Source organism: Pedobacter sp. ASV12 (assembly GCF_016429155.1).
Classification (GTDB): Bacteria; Bacteroidota; Bacteroidia; order Sphingobacteriales; family Sphingobacteriaceae; genus Pedobacter.
This window is the reverse complement of sequence record NZ_JAELUC010000117.1, coordinates 1-7569: the sequence shown is the minus strand read 5'-3', so window position 1 is coordinate 7569 and position 7569 is coordinate 1. Positions and strand designations below refer to the sequence as shown.

Genomic DNA, 7569 nt, shown 5'->3' with positions numbered 1-7569 from the left:
AGATGTGTATAAGAGACAGTACCACCTTCATGGCGCCGGTAACAGCTCATGGTTTCGGGCAGTACATATATTTTTTTGCCTGTAGACCAGGTAGAGTAAAGCTTTAAGAATTTATCGCAGGCTTTGCAGCTTAAAAACCATTGTTGCGCATAAAGCTGTCTTATTTCTTCGGTATTTCTATACAACAGGGTTACGGTGCTGGTTTCCTCTTGTTTATTCACCATCAGGTCGCTAAACGAATAGCTTAGAGGCTTGGGATTAAAGTTCATATAAGTGAGCTCTGTATCGTCGGCATTAATCTCCTTGGTATAGTGGCAGCAAATCACATATTCTGGATGGCTTTCTAAAAAATCAACCTGTTTCTGCAGCTTAAAGGGATCAGTCCAAAAGTCATCCCCATCGCAAGTGGCTACATATTTTCCCTTGGCGGCCATGGCTACCCTAATCATGTTTTGTGTAGGCCCGATATTCTGCGCAGCAACCAAGCGTTTAATCTGCGGATTCTTTGCGGCATAACGGTCTATTATCGCTGTGGTACCATCTGTGGAGCAGTCGTCGCCAATAATAATTTCGACCTTAAAATTGCATTGCTGCATCAGGAAGCCTTCAATTGCCTTGGCAATAAACCTACTATGGTTATAAGTGATGCAGAAAACACTGACCATTACGGGTTCGTCTTGATTTTTCATATTGTGCCACTAATTGATGTTTGCAATCATTTCAGTACCAGCGATGGCTGTACTGTATGCTGGTTTGGCAGCAATCCGCTTTCTGCTCGGGTTTTGTGCTTTGGTAATAATTTTAACGACCAAGCTTCTTTCCAAATTATCCAAGGTATGGAACATGGGAAGGCACATGATCCTTTTTGCAATAGAATCGCAAATGGGCATGGCTATTTGTTCAAGGTAAGGCAAGGCCGATAGCGAAGGATAAAAATAACGTCTGCAGCAGACCTGAACCTTTTCCAGTTGCTTCATGCAATTGAGCATGGCGCTTTCTGATTTAAATATTACCGGAAAATAGGCATGGTTAAATTGGGTCTGCGACTGGATATGCTGAAACTGAAGATCGGATGTTTCCAAACTAGACCTGTAAAATTCGAAAAGCTCTTTCCTTTTGCACAAGATTTCTTCAATGTATTTGAGGTTGCATAAGCCCATTGCCGCATGGAACTCAGAATTTTTGGCATTGGTACCGATCTCAGAAAAGGTATCAACGCCACTGTATCCGAAATTTCGCATGTAAGTCATTTTCTTTAGCAGTGCTTCGTCTTGCGTAAAAACGCCTCCTCCTTCTATGGTGTGAAATAGCTTTGTGGCATGAAAACTCGTGGTGCTGACATCGCCATAGGCAAAAATAGACTTGCCTTTATATTTTACGCCAAAGCAATGGGCCGCATCGTAAATTACCTTTAACTTATACCGTTTGGCAATTGCATCGATGGCTTCGATATGGCAAGGGTTTCCGAACACATGTGTTGCTAAAATTGCGGTTGTACGGGGCGTAATGGCTGCTTCTATTTTTGAGGGATCTATATTTAAGGTCTGCTCATCTATGTCAACAAAAACCGGTTTGCAACCCTGCCAAACAATGGCACTGGTAGTAGCCACAAAAGAAAATGGCGTGGTAATAATTTCGCCCTTGAGTGCCAAAGCCTTTATGGCCAACTGCAATGCGATGGTACCATTGGTTACATATAACGCATAAGGCAAATTAAGGTATGTTCTAAGCTTTAGCTCAAGCTCATTTACCAAAGGGCCGTTATTGGTTAGCCATTGCCTGGTCCAAATACAATCTATATAGCTTTGGAAAGTTGCTAACGATGGCAAGAAGGGTTTAGTTACAGGTATCATCTTTTTAAGATTATTTGTTTAAAATCAGTTAGTGGAGCTAGGTTGAACAGACGGCTTATGCCCAGGTATAGGCTACCATAGCTGATGCCGGCAACCAGAATTCTTAAAAACCTATTCAGGCTGTGGCTGAGCACCAACTGGTCGAGATAAAAAACAGCGAGCCCCAAAAGCCCCGCAACCAGTAGTATCGGCCAAATGTCGAGCAACTGCTCTTTTAATGGATATTTAATAAGGTTGCCACTGTACATCGAATTGATGTAGTAGGCGAAAACCGTAAAGAAAAGCTGAAAGTAGAGCAAACCCATAATGCCAAATGGAATTACGCAACAGATGCCGATCACACTGATCACTTTTTTAATGATTTCGAGCCTTAGGAATTGGCCACTTTGCCCCTTTACTTTTAAAATATTAAGGTTGTAAGAATGTAAGGGATAGAGTATGCCGGCTATGCACAACAGCTGAAAATAAGGCACTGCAGGTAGCCATTTATCTGTTAGCAACAAGCCTATAAAGGGTTTTGCAACAACGGCCAAGTAAATCAAACTTGGCGCATTCCAAAACAACACCTGCTGCATCAGTTTTTGATATACTTTTTTAAGTTTCCCATCGTCGTTGGCAATGGCCGAGAACATGGGATAGGCTACCTTGTTAATGGCTGTTGAAATTATTCCGATTGGCAATTGGCTCAGGCTGTCTGCCCTGGCATAGTATCCTAATTGCGCGGCTGCATAAAAGCGGCCAATAATAATGGTATATAAATTCTGGTAAAAGGTATCGAGCAACCCAGAAACAGTCATTTTATAGCCGAAGTGAAAATGTTTCCTAAAGCTTTTCTTGTTGAAGATAAATTTTGGGCGCCAAGAAGAGCAGTACCAATGCAGCAGCGTTGAAATGAGAGCGGTTAAGAGGTTCATCCATACCAGGCTCCAGGTACCGTAACCGTTTTTAGCCAGCAAAATGCCCAAAGCACCTCCTATAATCACTGCCGGAATTTGAATGAGCGTTTGCAAGCGAAAACGCATCTCTTTAATAAGAAGCGTACTCTGAATGCTAAAAAAAGCATTGATGATAAAGGTTAGTCCATATACTTTGATAATTTGCGCCAACAAGGGCTGTCTGTAAAACGTCGCAATGAAAGGTGCCGCAAAAAACAAAATGACATAGGCCAAAATTCCACCAATCAGGTTAAAGAAAAAGATGGTCGAATAATCCTTTTGACCCGTTAACCTGCTCCTGATGAGTGATGAAGTAAGCCCACTGTCCATGAGCGAATTGCCCAAGGCAATAAAAACAGAGAGCATGGCAATGAGCCCAAATTCTGCAGGGCTTAAAATGCGGGCCAAAAAAACGGTAATGGCAAGGCCGATAAACTTGATACTGAATTGTTGTACAATTGACCAGATAATAGCCAATCTGGCCTTGATGATAAAGCCCATGGCTCTTACAGGCGAACTGCTTCCATTGATGCAGGAAGCATGGATTTGATGTCGTACAAAACCGATTTTGTTTTGCGCAGGGCACGAATGTCTATCTCTTTAAACTGTTGGTGTGCAACGGCCAGCACCACAGCATCATATTTTCTGGTTTTTGAGGTGCCGTTTTCGCACCATATGCCATAATGTTTTTGTGCATGGTCGGCATTTGCCCAGGGATCGTGCACCGTAACCTTTAATTGGTATTCTTGAAGCCTTCTTACTATATCGATTACTTTGGTATTGCGAACATCTGGGCAATTTTCCTTAAACGTAAAACCCAATACCAGCACCTTGGCCCCCACGATGGCAATGTTTTTCGAAATCATTTGCTTAATGAGCTGATCGGCAACATATTTGCCCATACCGTCGTTTACCCTTCGGCCTGCAAGTATAATTTCGGGATGATAGCCGGCTTCCTGAGCCTTTTGGGCTAAGTAATAAGGATCAACCCCAATACAGTGCCCGCCAACCAAACCCGGTTTAAAATTCAGAAAATTCCATTTGGTACCGGCCGCCGCCAATACCTCAGAGGTATCTATACCCAGTTGGTTAAAGATCATAGCCAATTCGTTTACAAAAGCAATATTGATATCTCGTTGTGCATTTTCGATTACCTTGGCAGCCTCGGCAACTTTGATAGATGAAGCTTTGTAGGTTCCTGCCTTGATTACCGAAGCATAAAGGTCATCAACCTGGGTTGCTGCCGCAGGTGTTGAACCCGAAGTGATCTTCAGGATGTTGGCCACAGTATGCAGCTTATCTCCGGGATTGATACGCTCGGGCGAATAGCCTACAAAAAAATCCCTGTTATACACAAGTCCAGATTTTTTAGCCAGCACAGGCACGCATTCGTCTTCTGTAACTCCTGGATATACGGTTGATTCATAAACCACCATATCTCCTTTCTTCAATACGCTGGCCACCAATGCACTTGCTTTGATCAGCGGGCTTAAATCGGGACGGTTGTTTTTGTCGACAGGAGTTGGTACGGTAATAATGTAAACCGTACAGGCATTGAGCTTTTCTATTTCGGTAGTGCAATACAAACCTTTAAGCGTGGTGCAATCGAAAGTAAGCACCTTGTCTAGTTCTTCCTTGTCAACCTCGAGGGTTGTGTCTTTACCCGCATTCAGCTCGGCTATTCGCTGGCCAAAAATATCGAAGCCAATTACCTTGTGGCTTTTGGCAAATTCTACTGCCAGTGGCAGGCCTACATAGCCTAAGCCAATTACGGCCATTCTGATTGGATTTATTGGGCGGTGCATACAGTTGTTTTTTGGGGGGTGATTTGCATCAATTGGTTAATGGCAATCCGTGTTACCAAAGCACAGTCTAAATGCTCAAAAGAGAGCAATACGGTTTTGCCCTGAATTTGGATGATCTTTCCTTCTTGGTTATAGAAAACACCGCTTCTGATCCTTACCCTATCTCCTGCAGAAAGTTCGTTTAAGCCAACTACTTCCAAACTATTATACATTTTTACCATTTCCTTAAGCCGATCCATCTCTGCTTCTCTTACTACGGCCGGATGGCCCATGAAATAGATGAAGTTGAGTACGCCCAGCGTATACCTCACTTTGGTAAGTTCCCTGTCGTCTATCTTAACAAAAAGGTAGCCCGTAAAAAGTGGCAGGGCAACCATTTTCTTTCTATCGGCCCATTGGTTCTCAGTGGTTTTTGTAGGGCAAAAGGATTCTATTCCTTGTTCTTGCAGCAAGCGGTCTACTTTTTTTTCCCAACGCGGACGTACATATACCACCAGCCAATTCTTTTCAAGCATTTTTTTGTACATGATTTCAGGTTTTATAACTAATTTTTAAATAATGAGCAACAAAACAGGCCAACCCCAACCGTACTTTACAGGTGAAAAGGGAATGATCTGATACAAGAATTCGTACTTAGGATAGATGAAAGGTTATCCCGATCCGCAACAAGGCTTCGCCATATCGCTTACAGCGACAAGTGATCAGGATTTTGTGACACAGGGGTAGGTGTGGGTTATTGAGTAATGATGGAGAGCAGCAGGCTAACTTCTATATTTTCTGCCAGCTTACATGGCAAGGCTGGCGGCAACAAGCACCAATAGGGCAACTTTGTACATTTAAAATGCGTTTTATCAATATAATTCTATTCGGCCATGGCATAACCATAGCCACCGTAACTGTATTTTTGGTTTTTTTCTCTTTTGGCGTCGTTAAATACGACCATCAGATTCTTAAGTTTGTTTTCGTCGCTAATATCTTTGAGTATGGCCAACTGATATTGGTTGGTATAGTTGTACCGTACCAGGTAAATGCTGACGTCTACATAAGGTGCCAGACTAAATGCATCGGCTACCTGGCCAACCGGAGAAGTATCAATAATAATATAATCAAAGCGTTGCTTCAGTTCCTGCAGCAGCAGCGCTACTTTCGGATTCATCATAACCTCAGCCGGCTGTTCGGGAGCGGTCCCACAACCAATTACACTGATATGGTTAGCCATTTGGGCGGGCTGAATAATAGCATCGATGGTAAGCGAATCATCGTTCAGGTAGTCGGTAATGCCAAATTCTGCCGATAGGTTCAATTTTTTTAGCAATGCAGGCCTTCTCAAATCGAATTCTACCACCACCACTTTCTTATCGAGCATGCCTAGTGTGGTGGCCAAATTAATGCTAAAGAAGGTCTTGCCTTCGCCTTTCATGCTAGAAGTAACCAATATTACCTTGTTGCTAGCCTGATTGCCCATCATGCCCAAATTCATCCTTATGTACCTGAAAAGCTCTGAAATGGTAGAACGGTTGTCTTTCTGAAAAACATTGGTATTTTTATCCAGGTTATGAGAAAGTTCGCCTAGCATTTTGGCACCGGTTAATACTATGGTTCTGGCATCTTTCACCTTATTGTTAAAAAATCCTCTCGCATAGATAACGCCAGCTGGCAAAAAGCATCCCAAAAAGAAACCACATAGATAAAAAATAGGCGCTTTGGGAGAATCCGGATTGGTGTTATAGGCTGGTCTGTCTATAATCTGCGAGGTAGGCACCGTAGTAGATAAAGACAGGGCTGTTTCTTCACGTTTTTGCAACAAGTACTTGTATAATCCAGATTTTACGCTTTGTTCGCGGCCTCTTTCCAAAAGCCCCCTCTCTATGCTGGGCACAGATTTGCTTTTGCTGTTGTACTGCGAATAGTTGGCCTGCAGGTTATTTTTTTCAATGCTGAAGCCGTTTTGAATTGATTTTAAATTTTCCAGGATATTGGTTTTCAAGGCGGACAACTGGTCGTTCAGGTTTAAAACGAGTGGATTTTCCGCACTGGCAGTTCGCAGCATCCTGTTCCTTTCCAATTGCAGGTCGTTAAATTTAGCAATCAGCCCATTAAGTATGGGATCTTTAATGCCCATGGCACTTGGCGCCAAGCTGCCTTGCGCCTGTTTGCTTTTAAAATAGTTTTCTATAGATTGTACGAGGCTGAGCTGGGTAGATGCTTCGGTCAGCAACTGGTTGTATTCTACAGATCTTGTGGCATTGAGTTGTGCATCAATATTGATATCTGTAACCTGGTTTTGTTGTTTAAAGCTTTCTACATCTTGTTCGCTACCCGATAAGTCGCTTACCAGGTACTTTAGCCTATTGTCTATAAACCTGATTGTATTTTGGGCAATGCTGTTCTTATTGTTCACATTGTCGAGGTTATAGATCCTGATCAGACTGGTTAAGAGGTCTACCCCTCTTTGTGGCACATTGTCGTTCAAGCTAATTACAACGGTATTGGCATCTTTAACCACCGGAACAATTTTTAGCTTCATCAAACTATAGGCTTCTGTAAGTTTATACAAATCTTTAAACTGGATCCTGATTTCGCCAAAAGCTTTGGCATAAGCCGGACCTTTCTCAATTCGGATGGCGTAGTTTTTAGTGCTGATGAGCGTACCATAAGCCGCCACCAGATTGAGGCTGCTGTCTGTTAACCGAAACAGCTTGTCGTTGATAGAAGAAATGCTGATCTTTCTGGAATAAGCTCCTTTTTTGAGTTCGGCAAACGCAATTTTAACGGGTAAAGTATAACCGTAGAGTTCGGTGGTTTTAAAGCCGTCTTTTCTAAAGTAGGCGGTTTCTAGGTGAAGTTCTTGGAGCACTTTGTAAATGAGGTCTCTAGAACGAAGGATTTCGATTTCGTTATCAACCGTTTTTACGGTTTGGAACATGTTAAGGTCGCTAAACGCAGTGCTGTTAGACCTGTCTCTTATACACATCT

General features: G+C 42.6%; 6 protein-coding genes. All 6 read right to left on the bottom strand.

Translation table 11 applies throughout. From position 1 onward, the window contains the following. Positions 1-689: glycosyltransferase family 2 protein (locus JHD69_RS18145; protein ID WP_199141761.1), on the bottom strand; the 689-nt coding region annotated here is incomplete at its 3' end. 9 nt (positions 690-698) lie between these two features. Next, entirely contained in the window at positions 699-1853 is a 1155-nt protein-coding gene (locus tag JHD69_RS18140; RefSeq protein WP_199141760.1) for a DegT/DnrJ/EryC1/StrS family aminotransferase, read from the bottom strand. Further along, entirely contained in the window at positions 1850-3289 is a 1440-nt protein-coding gene (locus JHD69_RS18135; RefSeq protein WP_199141759.1) for a lipopolysaccharide biosynthesis protein, read from the bottom strand. Before JHD69_RS18135 ends, JHD69_RS18140 begins: the two co-directional genes overlap by 4 nt. 5 nt (positions 3290-3294) lie before the next feature. After that, on the bottom strand, positions 3295-4593 hold the full coding sequence (tviB, locus tag JHD69_RS18130) for a Vi polysaccharide biosynthesis UDP-N-acetylglucosamine C-6 dehydrogenase TviB (protein ID WP_199141758.1): 1299 nt from the start codon (positions 4591-4593) through the stop codon (positions 3295-3297). After that, positions 4578-5120 (bottom strand): UpxY family transcription antiterminator, encoded by a 543-nt coding sequence (locus JHD69_RS18125; protein WP_199141757.1) that lies wholly within the window; start codon positions 5118-5120, stop codon positions 4578-4580. The genes tviB and JHD69_RS18125 overlap by 16 nt, the downstream gene beginning before the upstream one ends. A 335-nt stretch (positions 5121-5455) precedes the next feature. Continuing rightward, the coding region (locus JHD69_RS18120) for a GumC family protein (RefSeq protein ID WP_199141756.1) at positions 5456-7569 on the bottom strand (2114 nt) is incomplete at its 5' end.